The 16,075-nt window shown below is 64.7% G+C and carries 13 protein-coding genes; 4 read left to right on the forward strand and 9 right to left on the reverse strand.

From position 1 onward, the window contains the following. Positions 1–267 precede the first annotated feature (267 nt). From ACNJX8_RS34820 to ACNJX8_RS34850, 7 genes are all read right to left on the reverse strand, one after another. Positions 268–783: a hypothetical protein gene (locus ACNJX8_RS34820; RefSeq protein ID WP_128936115.1), complete on the reverse strand. Its 516-nt coding sequence runs from the start codon at positions 781–783 to the stop codon at positions 268–270. Positions 784–1,156: 373 nt separating this feature from the next. Further along, positions 1,157–3,022 (reverse strand): ABC transporter ATP-binding protein, encoded by a 1,866-nt coding sequence (locus ACNJX8_RS34825; protein WP_439358374.1) that lies wholly within the window; start codon positions 3,020–3,022, stop codon positions 1,157–1,159. 222 nt (positions 3,023–3,244) lie between these two features. Continuing rightward, the gene (locus tag ACNJX8_RS34830) at positions 3,245–4,171 is read right to left on the reverse strand and encodes a 2-hydroxyacid dehydrogenase (protein WP_439358375.1); all 927 of its coding nucleotides are present in this window, start codon (positions 4,169–4,171) and stop codon (positions 3,245–3,247) included. A gap of 6 nt (positions 4,172–4,177) precedes the next feature. Continuing rightward, positions 4,178–5,506: an NAD(P)/FAD-dependent oxidoreductase gene (locus tag ACNJX8_RS34835; RefSeq protein WP_439358376.1), complete on the reverse strand. Its 1,329-nt coding sequence runs from the start codon at positions 5,504–5,506 to the stop codon at positions 4,178–4,180. 40 nt (positions 5,507–5,546) lie between these two features. Continuing rightward, the gene (locus tag ACNJX8_RS34840) at positions 5,547–6,422 is read right to left on the reverse strand and encodes an ABC transporter permease (RefSeq protein WP_439358377.1); all 876 of its coding nucleotides are present in this window, start codon (positions 6,420–6,422) and stop codon (positions 5,547–5,549) included. A gap of 3 nt (positions 6,423–6,425) precedes the next feature. After that, the gene (locus ACNJX8_RS34845) at positions 6,426–7,376 is read right to left on the reverse strand and encodes an ABC transporter permease (protein ID WP_439358378.1); all 951 of its coding nucleotides are present in this window, start codon (positions 7,374–7,376) and stop codon (positions 6,426–6,428) included. A gap of 27 nt (positions 7,377–7,403) precedes the next feature. Continuing rightward, on the reverse strand, positions 7,404–9,095 hold the full coding sequence (locus ACNJX8_RS34850) for a peptide ABC transporter substrate-binding protein (protein ID WP_128937845.1): 1,692 nt from the start codon (positions 9,093–9,095) through the stop codon (positions 7,404–7,406). Between the two features lie 216 nt (positions 9,096–9,311). Here ACNJX8_RS34850 and ACNJX8_RS34855 point away from each other — a divergent pair, with 216 nt between their 5' ends. Then, a complete protein-coding gene (locus ACNJX8_RS34855; RefSeq protein WP_128937846.1) occupies positions 9,312–9,944 on the forward strand; it encodes a cupin domain-containing protein in 633 nt (210 codons plus the stop codon). A gap of 144 nt (positions 9,945–10,088) precedes the next feature. Next, a complete protein-coding gene (locus ACNJX8_RS34860; protein WP_439358379.1) occupies positions 10,089–11,957 on the forward strand; it encodes an ATP-binding protein in 1,869 nt (622 codons plus the stop codon). Between the two features lie 10 nt (positions 11,958–11,967). On the opposite strand, the gene ACNJX8_RS34865 is transcribed toward ACNJX8_RS34860, so the two are convergent. Continuing rightward, positions 11,968–12,993, reverse strand: coding sequence for an AraC family transcriptional regulator (locus tag ACNJX8_RS34865; RefSeq protein WP_439358380.1), 1,026 nt, complete (start codon positions 12,991–12,993; stop codon positions 11,968–11,970). Positions 12,994–13,180: 187 nt separating this feature from the next. Here ACNJX8_RS34865 and ACNJX8_RS34870 point away from each other — a divergent pair, with 187 nt between their 5' ends. Next, the gene (locus ACNJX8_RS34870) at positions 13,181–13,630 is read left to right on the forward strand and encodes a cupin domain-containing protein (RefSeq protein WP_439358381.1); all 450 of its coding nucleotides are present in this window, start codon (positions 13,181–13,183) and stop codon (positions 13,628–13,630) included. 106 nt (positions 13,631–13,736) lie between these two features. Further along, a complete protein-coding gene (locus ACNJX8_RS34875) occupies positions 13,737–15,227 on the forward strand; it encodes a flavin-containing monooxygenase (protein WP_439358382.1) in 1,491 nt (496 codons plus the stop codon). Here the strand turns inward: ACNJX8_RS34875 and ACNJX8_RS34880 are convergent. Continuing rightward, a complete protein-coding gene (locus ACNJX8_RS34880; protein WP_439362020.1) occupies positions 15,212–15,937 on the reverse strand; it encodes a GntR family transcriptional regulator in 726 nt (241 codons plus the stop codon). The two genes, ACNJX8_RS34875 and ACNJX8_RS34880, sit on opposite strands and share 16 nt — an antisense overlap. Between the last annotated feature and the right edge of the window lie 138 nt (positions 15,938–16,075).

The raw sequence follows: 16,075 nt of genomic DNA on the forward strand, positions 1-16,075 counted from the left end.
CGGCACGCAGGGACAATATCCCAACGCCACCATGATGGCATGTCTTGTTTGTTGCGCGACAACTTAGGTTGCGCAGGACCGATACGCGTCCAAGCAGGAAAGTTCGATGCGAACGTCTGCGCTACTAAAAATCGTCTGCACGTAGCGTCGAACGACAGAGGTTGCGATCGTCAATGACTCCTTCAGATCTGAAGCCGAATCCGGCACCCGGGCTTTTGCCCACGCCAAGATGCCCGGCATGCGCTTTTTCCGTGAGGACAGTCGTCTTCACTCCTTGTCCATGGTCACTTCGTAGCTGCGCGCCATCGCTCCTGCCGCAACTTGAAGCGAAGAACCGACGATCCAACAGGCCGCAACAAAGACAATCAGGCCATCGGGAAGGCTTTGATCAAGGACAAGGATGCTGACGGACAGAGCTGCTGCAATCGCCGCGCTGAACGTCCCGGCCGCACTCATGATCTCAACCGCCTCGGACCCATTGTATTGCTCCGAGGTGCTCGAAATCGACTTCCGAGCGAACGTACGAGACAAATCAATTCCAATATAGAAGCTGACAGCTCCGTAGATCATCATGAGCAGCACGATCCAGCCGCTTTCAAACAGTCCGCCTTTCTGACGTAACACGGTCGCCCCCACATAGAGGCCGCAAGTGGCCCCAACGGCTGCGAGCCCAATTCTTTCAAGAAGATGGGCCGCCTTGATAAGGCTCGAACGGGCGATCCGATAATTGCCGGCGTGTCTTGTCGGCGAAAATGCACTGGAAACTTCGTTGCTGATCTTCATTGGGGGCTCCTTGGTAAGTAGCAGCCTACCGGCCGACCCCGAACAGAAGCTGCGTAAACACGTTTCGCGATGCCCTGATTCCAATTTTTGAAAAGATCTGTGCTGAGTGTTGGGACTGGCTTGCTCGTGACCAAGACGAGAGCCAATCCAAAGCTGCGAGCATCCGGCTTCGCAGGCATTGCATCTCACCCGTGTCTGTCAGTTAGCTCCGGGTGTGGCAATTTCTTGCGGGAGTAATAGCTCGAAAAGAAACTGATGGAATATGAGACGGTTCACATGCCGCAGTTCCCTGTCGCTCCATCCAGTCACGATTTCAGGAGCCTGTATCGTCGCGCACTCGGCAGCAGGAGCAGGAGCTGAAAGGTGCCCTCGATCAGGCCAACCATTCCTCGCCCCAGACCTGGACGACGTGGCCAGGCGACAATTCGCGATATTGCCGGCGAGGCGGCTGGTAGTCCGGCGCGCGCACCGGGCTTCTGATCTCGTCGTTGGAAGCCTCGCGCCTGGTGCCGCGGCGCGATGGATCGGGCACCGGCACGGCAGCCATCAGCTTCTTCGTGTAGGGATGCTGCGGATTGCCGAACACTGCCGCGCGCGGACCGATCTCGACGATCTCGCCGAGATACATCACCGCGACGCGGTGGCTCATGCGCTCGACCACCGCGATGTCGTGGGAAATGAAGAGATAGGCAAGGCCCATGCTGGCCTGAAGGTCGAGCATCAGGTTCACGACCTGCGCCTTGACCGAGACGTCGAGCGCCGAGACCGCCTCGTCCGCGACGATCAGCTTCGGCCCCAGCGCAAGCGCACGCGCGATGCAGATGCGCTGGCGCTGGCCGCCGGAGAATTCATGCGGGAAGCGCGCGGCCATGTCGGCAGTCAGGCCGACGCGCACGAGCAGATCGGCGACCTTGTCGCGCGCCTGCGACGCCGACGCGAGCCCGTTGGCGAGCAATGGAGCCGCGATCGCCGTTCCCACCGACATGCGCGGATTGAGGCTCGCGAACGGATCCTGGAACACGATCTGCATGTGCTTGCGGAAATCGCGTAAAGCTCGGCCGTTCATGGCGAGCACGTCCTGGCCGTCGATCAGGACGGTGCCACTGTCCGGCTCGAGCAGCCTGAGAATCGAGCGGCCTGTCGTCGACTTGCCGCAACCGGATTCGCCGACCAGCGCCAGCGTCTCGCCGGCGCGCAAGGTGAAGGAGATGTTCTCGACCGCGTGGACACGGCCCGAGACCTTTCCGAACAGGCCCGAGCGGATCGGAAAGCGCGTGATGAGATTGGCGACTTCGAGCAACGGACGCTCGGCGGTCGAGACCGTGTCGGGCGTCTCCATCGGCTGATCCGAGGTGCCCGTGACCTTGTCGACGATGGGAAAACGCATCGGCCGCTCACGTCCGTCCATCGAGCCGAGGCGCGGCACGGCGGCGAGCAGTGCGCGGGTGTAGGGATGCGACGGAGCGGCGAAGATGCGCGACGTCGCGTCGGTTTCGACCGCCTGCCCGCCATACATCACCACGGTACGATCAGCGATCTCGGCGACCACGCCCATGTCGTGGGTGATGAAGAGGATCGACATCCCCTCCTCCTGCTGAAGCTCCTTCAGCAGTTCCAGGATCTGGGCCTGGATGGTGACGTCGAGCGCGGTGGTCGGCTCGTCCGCGATCAGGAGCTTCGGCTTGCAGGCCAGCGCCATCGCGATCATCACGCGCTGGCGCATGCCGCCGGAGAAGCGATGCGGATGCTCGTGGAAGCGCGATGTCGCCGCGGGAATGCGGACGCGATCGAGCAGGCGGATGGTCTCGGCCTCCGCCGCCGCGCGCGACAGGCCGCGATGCTGGATCAAGGCCTCGGCGATCTGGAAGCCGATGGTGAGCACCGGATTGAGGCTCGTCATCGGCTCCTGGAAGATCATCGCGACGTCGTTGCCGCGAATGTCCTTCATGCCCGCTTCGGGCAGCGCGAGGAGATCGCGGCCGGCGAGCATGATGCGGCCCTCGACGCGACCAATCTCCTGCGGAATGAGCCGCATGATCGAGAGCGCGGTGACGCTCTTGCCCGAACCGGACTCGCCGACGATCGCGACGGTTTCCTTGGGGGCGATGTCGAACGACACGTTGCGGACGACGGGGATCCACTGCCGCTCGAGCAGGAAGGACGTGGTGAGGCCGGCAACCGACAGCACCGGCGCCTGCGCTTCGGCAACGAGTTGATCAGGTGCGTTTGCGGTGCTCATGCGAAGCACCAGGAGCTTTGCGAGATGAGACTGGATCGTGCCGCAAGGAAGGGGCGCTCCCTCCCCCGCTTGCGGGGGAGGGCTGGGGAGAGGGTGCTTCCACAATGAAAGACCCCCAAGAGGAGAGACCCCTCACCCGGCGCTTCGCGCCGACCTCTCCCGCAAGCGGGAGAGGTGAACTGAGCTCGTGGCTGCGCTGATGTTCCCATCACCATCTCAACCTCAATAGCCGCGGCTACGGTCAACGAGTCCCGGCAGATCTTCGCCGCGGCGGTGGCGTGCGATGACGTCGAGCACGAAATCGACGGCCGTGTCCGGCGTGGTCATGCTGGCATTGTGCGGCGTCAGCAGGATGCGCGGATGGCTCCAGAAAGGATGGCCCGCGGGCAGCGGCTCGGGCTCGGCGACGTCGAGAACGGCGCCCGAGAGCGCGCCGCTGTCGAGCGCGGCGAGGAAATCGGCTTCGACGAGGTGCGCGCCACGGCCGACATTGACGAGAGAGGCACCGCGCGGCAGGCGCGCGAACAGGTCCGCGTTCAAGATACAGCGGGTCTCGTCGGTCAGCGGCAGAAGGCAGACGAGGATGTCAGTCTGCGACAGAAAGTCCGGCAGCGAGCCCGCGCCCGCAAAGCAGGTTACGCCCTCGATCTCGCGCGGCGAGCGATTCCAGCCGAGCAGCGGGAAGCCGAACACCTTGAGCCGATCGAGCACGGCCTGGCCAAGCTGGCCGAGCCCCATCACGCCGACGCGCCGCCGCTTCGCCGGCGTGATCCGGATCTCGCGCCAGACCTGCTCCTTCTGCTGATTGATGAAGTGGAGGAGATCACGATGAAGGCCGAGCACGGCCATGGTGACGTATTCCACCATGGTCTCGGCGATGCCGGGCTCCAGCATGCGGACGAGAGGAATATGCGCGGGAAGCTTTGTGGCGTCGAATTGATCGACACCCGCGCCGACCGAGAAAACCAGTTCGAGATTCGGGAACGTCGTGGCGATATCCTCCGGCGGCACCCACGCCACCAGATACCTGATATCAGCGGGATTGCCGATGTCGGGCCAGAGCCGGAACGGCAGATGCGGCGCGCGCTCCGCAAAGAAGCGCGCCCACTCGGCGCCGCGAACCATATTGGCCTTGTAGAGAACCGTCATGCCGCCTCAAAACGGGCTGACCGGCGCGAGCCGCCGGCCGTCGATCATGCGCTTGTGGCTGTAAGCCACCGGGTCGACCAGTGGTGTCGAGCCGGTCACGATATCGGCGGCGAGCTTGCCGGCCGCGGGACCAATGCCGAAGCCGTGACCGGAGAAGCCGGTGGCGAGGAAGAAGCCGGGCAAGGCATCAACCGGCGAGATCACGGGGATGGTATCAGGCGTGCAGTCGATGGTGCCGCCCCAGGCTTCCGCGATCTCGATGTCCTTCAATTCCGGATTCGAACGGATCAGCGACGCCAGCGCCGCATTGACCAGCGACATGTCGGGGGCCGGATCGCGCACGCGTTCGGCTTCGAACGGCGACGGCTTATCAAAGCTCCAGCTGGTGCCGCGTACGATCTGGTCGAAGAACGACTTGCCGAACGACAATTTCAGCCCGTTCTTGCGATGCTGATAGGTCGGCCAGAAGGTGCGGGCGTAGCGGAACAGGTCGGGTGACAGCTCGACCGTGCCGCGGTTGCGCAGCGCCAGCGTAAAGCCGCCGTCGAGACGGCGGCGGATGCAGTAGAAATCGGTGCCGAGCGCGCCGGAGGTGATCTCCGGTCCAGGGGTGGTCCGGCATGCCGTGGCGTTAACGAGACCGATCGGCAGCTCGATGCCGTGACGGCGGCAGAACAGCGACGACCAGGCACCGCCCGACAGCAGCACGGATTGCGTGCGAATGGTGCCCCTCTCGGTGACGACGGCGCTGACCCGTCCTCCCAGAGTCTCCAGTCCGCGCGCGGCGCAGCCCTGATGGATGGTGACGCCGTGCTTTCGCGCGGCAGTGGCGAGCGCGGGCACGGCCATCGACGGCTCGGCGCGGCCGTCGCTCGGCGTGTGCAGGCCGCCGACCCATTTGTCGGCATTGCCAGGCATGCGTTCGGCGATCTCGGCCGGCGTCAGGATGGTGGAGTGGACCTGCTGCTCGCGCGCGACCGCGGCCCAACGTTCCCAGCTCGCAAGCTCGTCCTTGCTCTTGGTCAGGAACAGCACGCCGGTGCGGCGGAAGCCGGCATCGACGCCGGCGTCGTTCTGCATGTCCTCCCACAGCCGCAGCGCCTCACGTGCCAGCGGAATCTCCTCGCGCGCGCGGCCCTGTTGGCGGCACCAGCCCCAATTGCGGCTCGACTGTTCGCCGCCGACATGCCCCTTCTCGACCAGCGCGACGGAAAGGCCCTTCTTCGCCAGATGATAGGCCGCAGACACGCCGATCACGCCGCCGCCGATGACGACGACATCCGCCTGTGCCGGCAGGCGTTCATCGCTGTTTATACGGTTGAGCGGCGGGGACATGGGGCACTCCTGGACTTCAGTTCGAACGGACCTGGGCTCGTCATGGGATGTTCATTCGCGGATCGAGCGCATCGCGCAGGCCGTCACCGAGGAAGTTGAAGCTGGTGACCGCCAGCGTGATGGCGACGCCCGGCGCGATCGCGAGCCAGGGCGCGCTGGTGAGATAGATCTGGGCGTTGTTGAGCATGTTGCCCCAGCTCGCAGCCGGCGGCTGGATGCCGTAGCCGAGATAGCTGACATAGGATTCGAGCAGGATCGCCTTGGCGACGTTCAGCGTCGCCGCGACCACGATCGGCGCGATCGCGTTGGGCACGAGCTCGCGGAACATGATCCGCAGGTTCGAGGAGCCGAAGGCGAGCGCGGCGACCGCAAACTCGCGCTCCCGCAGCGATCGCACCTGCGCCTCGACGACGCGGGCAACAGCCATCCATGCAGTTGCCGCAATCAGCACGGTGGTGGTGATGAGACCAGGCTCGGTGAGCGCCGCCAGCGCAAGCAGCAGGAAGATGGTCGGGAAGCACAGCACGGCGTCGACGAGCCGCATCAGCACCGCGCCGGCCACGCCGCCGTAGAAGCCGGCGAAGGCGCCGACGACGATGCCGACCGCCATCGCGATCACCATCGCGACGATGCCGATCGAGAGCGAGACGCGGCCGCCCATCATCAAGCGCGCGAGCACGTCGCGGCCGAGTTCGTCGGTACCGAGGATATGCGCACCCGACAGCGGCGGCGCGAACCGCTTCATGATGTCGATATAGGTGTCGTCGAACGGCAACAGATAAGGACCAAACGCCGAGCCGAGCACGAGCACCAGAATGATCACGGCGCCCGCGAGTGCCAGCCGGTGCCGGCGGAAGCGCCGCCAGGCGGCCTGGCCGGGGGCGGGCTGAACTGTGGAAAGGATCGCGGTCGCCATCGCCTAGCCCACCCGGATGCGCGGATCGACGACGGCATAGAAGATGTCGGCGAGCAACGAGCCGATCAGCACCATGGTCGCCGAGAACATCAAGATGCCCATCACCACGGGATAGTCACGATAGCCGATGGAATCGAGGAACAGCCGGCCCATGCCGGGCCAGGTGAAGACGGTTTCGGCCACCAGCGCGCCGCCGAGCAGCGTCGGAAACTGCAGACCGGCCACCGTGATCATCGGCAGCAGCGCGTTCCGCAGCGCGTGCACGGTGAGGATCCGCCATTCCGGCATGCCCTTGGCGCGGGCGGTGCGGATGTAATCCTGGTTGATGACTTCCAGCATGGAGGAACGCATGAAGCGGCCCCACATGGCGGTCTCCACCAGCGCCAGCACCATCGCCGGCGCGATCAGGTGATGCACCAGGTCGAGGAATGAGCCATCGCCGACGGTCTCGCGGTTGCCGGCCGGCAGCCAGCCGAGCTTCACCGAGAAGACATAGATGGTGACGAGCCCGAACCAGAAGGTCGGGATCGACAGTGCGATCATGGCGCCGACGGTTGCGAGCGTGTCGAACAGCGAATAGCGGCGCAGCGCACCCAGCACGCCGATCCAGCAGCCGAGCAGCACGGCGATGATCGTCGCCGTCGCCATCAATTCGAGGGTTGCGCCGAGATGCGAAGAGATCACCGACAGCACCGCCTCGCCGTCGCGATAGGAGCGGCCCCAATCGCCGCGCACCATGCGGCCGAACCAGTCGAGGTACTGGATCGGCAGCGGGCGATCGAGCCCGAGCTGCCTGGTGACGCGGTCGAGATCCTCCTGCGTCATCTGCGCGGAGGCCGCGAATTGCGAGAGCGGACCGCCGGGCGCCAGGTGCAGGATGGAAAAGCCGATTCCCGAGACGATCACCAGCAGCATGATCGCCTGGGCCAGGCGGTTGACGACGTAACGGGCCATCTCAGGCTGCCCTGCACACCTGATAGATCAGGCCCAGTACCATTCGCGGATGTTCCAGCAGTTGATGGAGGTGTTGATGTTGGGACGGAAGCCTTGCAGCCCCTCCTTGACGCCCTCGGCAATGAACCCCTGAAACAGCGGCAGGATGGCGAGATCGTTACGGATCAGCTTCTGCAGCTCGCCATAGGTCGCCTTGCGCTGTGACAGATCGAACTGCTTGGCGCCTTCGGCGAGCAGCCGATCGGCCTCCGCGCTCTGGTACTGATAGGTGTTGTAGCCGCGGCCGCCTTTGGCGGGAATGGAGCCCGAGCCGAAGCGCGGCGTCACGTCGGGGTCGCTGCCCAACATGAAATTCACGCCCACGATCACCGAGTTGAACTTCGACTGCTGCCAGAAGTCGCCCCAGATCACGGCCGCCGGCATGTTGTTGACGCGCATCGCAGCGCCGATCGCACGCCAGTCCTGGATCAGAAGCTGCTGGGTCTGCTCGCGCACCGCGTTGCCTGACGTCGTGGAGTTGGCGAATTCGAGCTTGACGCCGCCCTTCTCGCGAATGCCTCCGGAGCCGCGAACCCATCCGGCGGCATCGAGCAGCGCGTTGGCCTTGGCCGGATCATATTTATGCTGCGGCAGTCCCTGTTGGAACGACCAGGCCTGCTGCGGCACGAAGCTCTCGGTCTGCTTGGGCAATCCGTAATTGAGCGCATCGATGATCGCTTGCTTGTTGATGGCGAGATAGAGCGCCTCGCGCACCGCGCGGTCGGCAAAGGGACTGAACTCCAGATTGGGCGCGATGTGCTCCACAGAGGACGTCGAGGAGACGACGATCTTGCGCCCCTTCAGCGTCTTCGCCTCCTGCACGAAATTCGGCAAGATACCCTGCAGGCCGGTGTAGTCGACCTGGCCGGTGCGGAACTGGGTGTAGAGAACGGTGAGATCAGGAATGTATTTGAAGACCACGCGTTCGACGTACGGTCCCTTGCCGTGATAGCCGGTGTGGGCATTGAGCAGGATGTGGTCGCCGGGCACGCGCTCGCCCCAGCGGAACGGCCCGGTGCCGACAGGCGCATTGTGGAATGGTGAGGCGTTCGGATCGGAGACCTTCTCCAGGATGTGCTTGGGCACGATGAAGGTCAGCGATCCCAGGATCGACATGTAGGGCGAATAAGGCGCTTCCATTCGCCAGTGGATCTCGTCGGGCGCGACGACCTTGATGTCCTTGACCAGGCTATGGCCGACGCGGCTGCGGGCGCGAAAATCGGGATTGTTGATCAGCTCGAGCGAGAACTTGACGTCATCGGCCGTGAACGGCGTGCCGTCATGCCACTTCACGTCGCTGCGCAGCTTGATCTTCCAGGTCAGACCGTCGGCCGACAGACCGCCATTCTCGATGGTCGGGACTTCGCGTGCGAGGTCGGGAACGAAATTGCCGGCGGGATCGATGAACCAGAGCAGAGAGAACACCTGCCACCAGACGCCCTGATCGACCTCGATGCCGGGCATCAAGGGATGAAAGACGGTCGGCTCCTGCGACAGCGCTGCGATCACCTGCCCGCGCGGCTTGTCCGGCGGATTGGTCGGGCGTTCGACCTGCGCGAAGGCGTTGCCTGCAAGGGTCCATCCTGCCGCGGCGCCGGCCCCAAGCTGGAAGAACTGGCGGCGATTCGGAATGCCGAGATGCACTGCTCCAACGCCGAACTTGCCGGTGCCGTCTGCCATGGCCACTCTCCGTTGTCGCACGCGGCACCGTCCCCCGCGCCCCGAGACCCCGGCGAAGGGACAGGAGTGGGCTTTAGTGCTTCTAAATTTTTCAGCCAAAATTTCATCACGACTAAATACAGCTGTCAATCGCATTGCTAGAATGCGCGACCTTTTCACTCCGACTAAAGCCAGGGCCTAGTGGGCCGAGGCTGAGATGATGCATGGGAGAGCGACATGGATGGTCGCGGCGATACGAAGGATCCGAAGGACGCCCCGGCGATCGAGGCCGACGATGCGGTCGACCAGCGCCTCGGCGAGACCGTGCGGCTGCTGCGTCAGCGCGCCGGCCTCTCGATCCAAGACGTCGCCAACAAGACCGGCCTCTCCACCGGCATGATCAGCCAGCTCGAACGCGCGCGTGCCATGCCGTCGATCCGTACGCTGCGCCTGCTCAGCATCGCGCTCGACGTTCCCATCTCCTATTTCTTCGAGAGCAGCGATCCCGCCGACGTGCAGCGCTACATCGTGCGCAAGAATAACCGGCGGCTGCTGCGGCTCACCGCCAGCGGCGTGGTCAAGGAAGCGCTCACGCCTGACGGCAAGGGCCAGCTCGAGCTCTACGAGCTCACGCTCAATCCCGGCGCCTCGTCCGGCACCGACTTCCTGCAACACACTGGCGAGAAGGCCGGCTACATCCTCTCGGGCAGCCTGCGGCTGTGGCTCGACAACCAGGCTCATGTGCTGGAGGCCGGCGACAGCTTTCGCTTTCCGAGCATCGTGCCGCACATGTTCGACAACCCGACCCAGCAGGTGGCGCGCGTGATCTGGGTGACGACGCTGCGCCAGACCGATCCGCCGGCGGGATGATACGGTACTCCCTCTCCTGAGGGGGCCCCGCCGCCCGCTACCACCGTAAATTGCCCCTCGACGGAGCCACGCGGAGTCTGTAGCTCACATCAAGCCGGACGGAGCGGCCGGGCGGTCCGCGGTTGGCGTCTTTGGTGTGAGACCATGAAACTCAGGGGGCTTCTGACACTTGCGATGGCCGCCCAGGTCATCGTGACCGCTGCGGCCCTTCTCGCCTCCGATGCCGTGACTGGCAGCGCAGGGTTCGGCACGGCCCAAATCATTGCCCTGCTGGTGAGCGCCGCCGTTGCAGCGCTGCTCGCGCGGCTCTGCACGCGGGCCATCGAGACATCAGAGGCAAAACGCGCCGCCGCGCAATCGGCCGCACTGTCGCAAGCACGCAGCGACAGTGCGCAGATGACGCAAGCCGTCATCAGGACCGCACTCGATGCCTTCATTCAGATCGACGACAGCGGTGTCGTGCTGGAGTGGAGCCTTCAGGCCGAGGCCCTGACCGGATGGGCGCGCGAGGAGGCTCTCGGCGCTGATGTCGTCGATCTCATCGTCGCCGAGCCGCTCCGCGCCGCCTTCAGGCAGCGCATGGCGCGACTCGTTCCGGAATTGTCGGCCGCACCAAGCGGCATGCGCTTCGAGGTCAGCCTGATCCACAGGAACGGCGACCGCATCCTGACCGAGGCGTCCAGCACGGTGTTACGGGTAGGAGAGCGCTCCATCATCAACACCTTCGTCAGGGACATCACCCAGAAGCGCGCTGCCGAGGAGCAATTGATCCAGGCCCAGAAGATGGAGGCGGTCGGCCAGCTCACCGGCGGCATCGCGCACGAATTCAACAACATGCTCACCGTGATCACCGGCACGATCGAGATCCTCGCCGACGCCGTCAAGGACAACCCTCCGCTTGCGACCATCACCAAGCTGATCAGCGAGGCCGCCGACCGCGGCGCCGCGCTGACGTCGAGCCTGCTGTCCTTTGCGCGCAAGCAAGCCCTTCAGCCGGCCGAGATCGACGTCAACGAGCTGATCGAGGAGCTGGCAAAGCTGCTGCTGGCGACCTTCGACAAGAAGGTCGAGATCGTGACCAGGCTTGGCGGCAACGTCTGGCTCGCCTACGCCGACCGCGGCCAACTGAGCTCGGCGCTGCTCAACCTCGCGATCAACGCCCGCGATGCCATGCTGGACGACGGCAAGCTGACGCTGACGACGCGCAACGTCGTGTTTGGCGTCCGCGAAGCGGTGGCGGTCGGCGCCGGCTATGCCGGCGACTATGTCGAGATCGAGATTGCCGATACCGGCACCGGCATTCCGCAAGCCATCCTCGAACGCATCTTCGATCCGTTCTTCTCGACCAAGGAGGTCGGCAAGGGTACGGGACTCGGGCTCAGCATGGTGTTCGGCTTCGTCAAGCAGTCCGGCGGCGGCATCAAGGTCGCGTCCGAAGAAGGAAGCGGCACGGTTTTCACGATCTACCTGCCGAAGGCGGAGACGAGCGCGCTTCGCCCGACCGGCTATGACGACCGCAAGATCGTCGGGGGTAAGGAAACCGTCCTTTGCGTCGAGGACGACCGCGACGTCCGCCGCTACGTCACCGTCCAGCTCGAGAGCCTCGGCTACAAGGTCATCTCCGCCGCCAATGCGGCCGAAGCGCTGGCCGTTTCGGCCGAAGGCACCGCGTTCGACCTGCTCTTTACCGACATCGTGATGGCCGGCGGCATGAACGGACGGGAGCTCGCCGAGCAAATGGTGGCCGCGCGGCCGTCCCTGCGGGTGCTGTTCACATCCGGATATGCCTATGATTCGCTGCACACGCAGGGACGCGCCACGATGGGCGCGCCGCTGCTGAGAAAGCCCTATCGCAAGGCCGAACTCGCACGCATGCTGCGCCGCTGTCTCGACACCGCAGTCGATTCCGCCGGCGATGCGATCCCGACGCCCTACTCCGTGCAGGCTGACGTCGAGGCTTTTCTGCGCAGGCAGGCGGCCGAAGACAAAGGCACGACGCGGCCGCGGAGATAGGCGTCTCGCTTCAGCTCATCCTTCGCCGCAACGTCGCCGAGGGCGTCTCGCCGAATTTTTCGCGGTAGGCCCCCGCCATGCGGCCGAGATGGGTGAAGCCGAGATCGAAAGCGATCTCGGTGATGGAGGCATCGGGCGAAGCCTGCGCGAGGCGGGCGTTCAGACCGGCGAGGCGCATATCGAGCAGCATCTGCGAGATCGAGAGGCCGAAGTGACGGCGGAAGCCGAGCTGGAGCGCGCGAATGCCGATGCCGGAGGCGCAGGCGAGCTGCGCGAGGTCGAGCGGTTCGCCGGCATTGTCCGCAAGATGATCCCGCGCGGCGCGGAGCGCGCGCGGCAGACGCTCGGCCCGGCCCGAAAACGTCCTGATCGCATCCGACAGGTCATGCCGCTGGCCATTCAGGAGGTGATCCAGCAGAACCTCGCGCCAATCGGCCATCGCGACCGGTGACAGCCTGCCGGCGGGACCGAGACGTTCGGCAAGCGTCATCAGCTCGGCAAGGCTGGCCCGCAACGCCCGCCCCGACGGCGCGTCCAGGTCGATCACAGGATCGAACTCGACCGTGCCGGCCGCCCTGCCCGACAGCGCCGCGACGCGCTGCTCGACCATGCGACGATCGAGCAGCAGGATCGCTTGCGCGCAGTCGGCCCAGGTCATGCGCGTCGGGATCGTCGGCGACAGCAGTGACGCCGTCCGGTCCGGCACCGCATCGAGCTCGCAGGCGCCGGCACGAATGCGGGCGGTGCCCGTGAGCGGGACTTGGACCAGGAAGAAGCGTTCGAGGCAGCCGGGATCGATGCTGACCGATCCGCCATAGGCGACATAGTTGATGGAAAAGCCTGCGAATGCCGCGCAATTGTGCCGGGCGGAGAAGCCGGCGGCGCGCGCACGCGTCGGCTTGAGATCGTGCGGACAGAAGATGCGTCCGATCTGCTCGGCTGCTTCGTCGACGTCGTCAGTGGTGACGCGGGCGAAATCCGCAAGCCGTTCGGCTGCGGTTGGTCTCGCGCTCATTTCCAGCACGGCTGCGGACATCGTCGACCACGCTTCGCGTCACGGAATTACTTTAAGCCTATAATAGTTCCGTGACAGCGAAAAGGGCCGCATCCACAAAATCGTCGTGCTGCATGGCAACAGCCGTTGCGGATTCGTTTAGCGGATAGACAGGCGGGCCACGACTGGCCGATGCTCCATCCCCGCCGGAATCCATGAGGAGGCGAGCATGACTGCACTCGAAAAGGGCATTACTGCAAACGGCACGGGCTATGGCGGCAAGAGCTGGAACATTCTGGGCCAGGTCTATTTCCCCAAGGCCGTGACCGACTCCACCTTCGCGTTCGAGACCAACAGCGATCCCGGCCAGTTCGTGCCGGTGCACATCCATCTGACCCAGGACGAGTTCATCCTGGTGCAGGAGGGCACGCTCGACCTCAAGCTCGACGGCCAATGGGTCAAGGCCCATGCCGGCGACCTCGTGCGCATGCCGCGCGGCATCCCGCACGGCTATTTCAACAAGTCCGACAAGCCGTGCCGCGCGCTGTTCTGGGTCTCGCCGATGCAGAAGCTGGAGGCGCTGTTCAACCAGCTGCACAACCTGACCGACCCTGCCGAAGTCGTACGCATCTCGGCGCTGCACGAGGTCGACTTCCTGCCGCCAGAGGCGAACGACTAGGCAGCCCGCCTCCTCGTCACTTTCATCTGCTTGCAGCTCCGCCGGCCGCGCCTTGCAGCCGAACGTGGCCGCTTGCGCGCGAAACACACTGATTGCGAGCAAACCCATGATCACTCCGAAGCATGTCTGCGTGATCGGCGCCGGCGTCTCCGGCCTTGCCGCCGCAAAAGCGTTCTCCATCCGCGGTCACCGCGTCACCATCATCGAGCGCAGCGGCGATCTCGGCGGCGTCTGGGAGCCGGCGCGCTCCTATCCCGAAGTGCAGACCCAGAGCCCGAAGGAGCTCTACCGCTACACCGACCGCGCCATGCCGGACGCCTATCCGGAATGGCCGACCGGGCCGCAGGTCCACGCCTATCTCGCCGACTACGCGAAGAGTTTTGGCCTCGACCGCATGCTGCGCCTCAACACCGAGATCGCCGGGATGGCGCGGCGCGCCGACGGCAAACCGGGCTGGGCGCTGGGGCTGCGCGGCAAGGACGGTGCGACGTCGCAGGAAGACTTCGATTTCGTCGCGGTCTGCACCGGTCAGTTCAACGAACCGCGCGAGCTGCATTGCCCGGGCGAGGACGGCTTTGTGGCAAACGGCGGCCAAATCCTGCATTCGTCGAAATACAATGATGCCGCCCTGGCAAAAGGGCGGCGCGTCGTCGTGCTCGGCGGCTCGAAATCCGCGACCGATATCGCCGTGAACGCAGTCAAGGCAGGCGCGCGCGAGGTCACCATCGTGATGCGCGAGCCGGTCTGGCGCATCCCCTATTTCATCGGCGGGCTCGTGAACTTCAAGCGCATCCTCTACATCCGCGCGCAGGAGGAGATGTTTCCGGGCTGGGGCATCAGCACGATGGCCCGGCTCGCGCACCGCCTCGCCGCGCCGCTGGTCTGGGCGAACTGGCGCGGGCTGGAGAGCCTGTTGAAGGCGCAGCTCAAGCTCAACCGGTGCAACATGGTCCCGAAGGAGCGGATCGAGGACGGCGTCAACTGCTCGGTGCCGATCGCAACGCCGGGCTTCTATCCCATGGTCGCCGACGGCCGCATCAAGGCCGTGTTCGGCACGTTCGATCATTATGACGGCGACAGCATCGTGATGAGCGGCGGCGAGCGCATCGGTGCCGACATCGCGGTGCTCGCGATCGGCTACAAGCTCGGCGTGCCGTTCCTGCCCGCGGCCTACCAGCAGAAGCTGGTCGATGCCGATGGGCAGTACCGGCTCTATCGCCTGATCGCCAACCCTGATCTGCCCGAGCTCGGCTTCGTCGGCTTCAATTCATCGTTCTGCACCGTGCTCTGCGCCGATCTCGCCGCGAACTGGCTGGTGCGCTATGCCGATGGCCAGCTCGCCAACCAACCGACGGCGCAAGCCATGCGCGACAACATCGAGATGATGCTGCACTTCAAGCGCGTCGAACGGCCGGCCGCGGGCGTCTATGGCGGCCTGTGCGTCGCGCCGTATCACTACCGCCATTTCGACGAGCTGATGGCCGATATCGGCGCGAAGAACCAGAAGCGCGGCGGGCTCGCCGGGCGCTTCTCGCCGCCGGATGCGGATGCCTATGCCAAATTCTTGGCCACGGCGCCGGACTATCGCGCGGCGTAAGGCGTGTCGGACTTCGGCAGCACCGTCTCGAGATCCGAATCGATAACATCCGCCGTGCGCTGATAGTGCTGCTGCAGCAGCGCGACGGCATCGTCGGTCTTCCGGTCGAGCACGGCCTGGAGGATCTGTGCATGCTCGGTCCCGATCTTCCGGACCGGGTAGGCCTTCGCGATCGACATCATGCGATAGCGGTAGAGCCGGTCGGTAAGCTGCTCGCAGAAGCCGAGCAGCGGGCGCGAGCCGCACAGGCCAATCAGCGTCGCGTGAAACGCGCGGTGCGCCTTTTCCCACTCGGGATTGTCCGCGAACCTTTCCGGATCGAGCGAACGCGGCGTGCGGTCGAGGCGGTGATGCGTCACCAGAAGCGCCTCCTCCCATTCTTGCGTCGCGTTCTGCATGGATTCGCGCAAGGCCAGCCCTTCGACCCAGCAGCGCGTCTTGGTCAATTCCCGGAGCTCGTCCTTGCTGACCGGCTTCACGTAGAAGCCGCGCTGCTCCATGCCGACGACGAACTCCTCGGTGGTGAGACGGTTGAGCGCCTCCCGGAGCGGGGTCTGCCCGACATTGTAGTGCTCCATCAGAAAGCGCGACTGGAGCTTGCGTCCGGGCGCAAGGCGCGTGGTCAGGATGTCGGCCTTGAGGCGGGCATAGATGCTCGTCGCCAGCGTCGCCGGCGCGTCGGTCTTCGGGCTCGACAGGTCTGAGCTCATGGCGTCCCACTGATTCATCGAGATTTTTTGTACATCAGGCGGCTAGCGCCAAATAATTTATAAATTTTGCCTTTATGGATAGATTTATATAGATTACTCGTTCGCCAACAACAACCGGCTTGGTGGGCGATCCGCGGC

It is taken from the genome of Bradyrhizobium sp. SPXBL-04 (genome assembly GCF_051853035.1).
Classification (GTDB): Bacteria; Pseudomonadota; Alphaproteobacteria; order Rhizobiales; family Xanthobacteraceae; genus Bradyrhizobium; species Bradyrhizobium zhanjiangense.

Bases quoted from the DNA above. Each gene is read 5' to 3' on its own strand.
- ACNJX8_RS34830 (WP_439358375.1), bottom strand. From the start codon at position 4,171: ATGACGGTTCTCTACAAGGCCAATATGGTTCGCGGCGCCGAGTGGGCG.
- ACNJX8_RS34880 (WP_439362020.1), bottom strand. From the start codon at position 15,937: ATGAGCTCAGACCTGTCGAGCCCGAAGACCGACGCGCCGGCGACGCTG.
- ACNJX8_RS34865 (WP_439358380.1), bottom strand. From the start codon at position 12,993: ATGTCCGCAGCCGTGCTGGAAATGAGCGCGAGACCAACCGCAGCCGAA.
- ACNJX8_RS34845 (WP_439358378.1), bottom strand. From the start codon at position 7,376: ATGGCCCGTTACGTCGTCAACCGCCTGGCCCAGGCGATCATGCTGCTG.
- ACNJX8_RS34870 (WP_439358381.1), top strand. From the start codon at position 13,181: ATGACTGCACTCGAAAAGGGCATTACTGCAAACGGCACGGGCTATGGC.
- ACNJX8_RS34850 (WP_128937845.1), bottom strand. From the start codon at position 9,095: ATGGCAGACGGCACCGGCAAGTTCGGCGTTGGAGCAGTGCATCTCGGC.
- ACNJX8_RS34825 (WP_439358374.1), bottom strand. From the start codon at position 3,022: ATGAGCACCGCAAACGCACCTGATCAACTCGTTGCCGAAGCGCAGGCG.
- ACNJX8_RS34860 (WP_439358379.1), top strand. From the start codon at position 10,089: ATGAAACTCAGGGGGCTTCTGACACTTGCGATGGCCGCCCAGGTCATC.
- ACNJX8_RS34855 (WP_128937846.1), top strand. From the start codon at position 9,312: ATGGATGGTCGCGGCGATACGAAGGATCCGAAGGACGCCCCGGCGATC.
- ACNJX8_RS34875 (WP_439358382.1), top strand. From the start codon at position 13,737: ATGATCACTCCGAAGCATGTCTGCGTGATCGGCGCCGGCGTCTCCGGC.
- ACNJX8_RS34840 (WP_439358377.1), bottom strand. From the start codon at position 6,422: ATGGCGACCGCGATCCTTTCCACAGTTCAGCCCGCCCCCGGCCAGGCC.
- ACNJX8_RS34820 (WP_128936115.1), bottom strand. From the start codon at position 783: ATGAAGATCAGCAACGAAGTTTCCAGTGCATTTTCGCCGACAAGACAC.
- ACNJX8_RS34835 (WP_439358376.1), bottom strand. From the start codon at position 5,506: ATGTCCCCGCCGCTCAACCGTATAAACAGCGATGAACGCCTGCCGGCA.